The organism is Photobacterium sp. R1 (genome assembly GCF_054600795.1).
Map to the genome: position 1 here is coordinate 1 of NZ_BAAHZP010000190.1, position 377 is coordinate 377.

A 377-nucleotide genomic window follows, 5' to 3' on the forward strand; every position below is an offset into this window, starting at 1 on the left:
CTTTTAACCCGATTGCTTTACGCTCAGCAACAGGCTGTGGCATCTCAGCAACGGGCTGAGCGCTGACAGGCGCGGGGTCGGCTTTCGCCTGTAACGCGTAAGCCGGTTTGGTTGCAATCGCCAGCTCTTCATCTGACGGTCCTTTACCGCTGCCGTGCAATTCATCTAGCAGACGTTCAAATTCGTCATCTGTCATTAAGTCGCCGTCACCTGTACCAGGTGCACTGGCAGCAGCAGGCGATTCGGACGTTTGCGCAGCAACTGGCGAGGTTGACTCATCAGCCCCCGAAGTTTCATTGCCAGGCGCGTTACCTATACCGTGCAGCTCATCTAGCAGGCGTTCAAACTCATCGTCAGTGATATCGCCATTATCAAGG

At 54.9% G+C, this 377-nt stretch carries 1 protein-coding gene; it reads right to left on the reverse strand.

The window, feature by feature from the left end:
- A partial coding sequence (locus tag ACYP03_RS24615) for an SHOCT domain-containing protein (RefSeq protein ID WP_459782469.1) occupies positions 1–377 on the reverse strand: 377 nt, incomplete at both ends.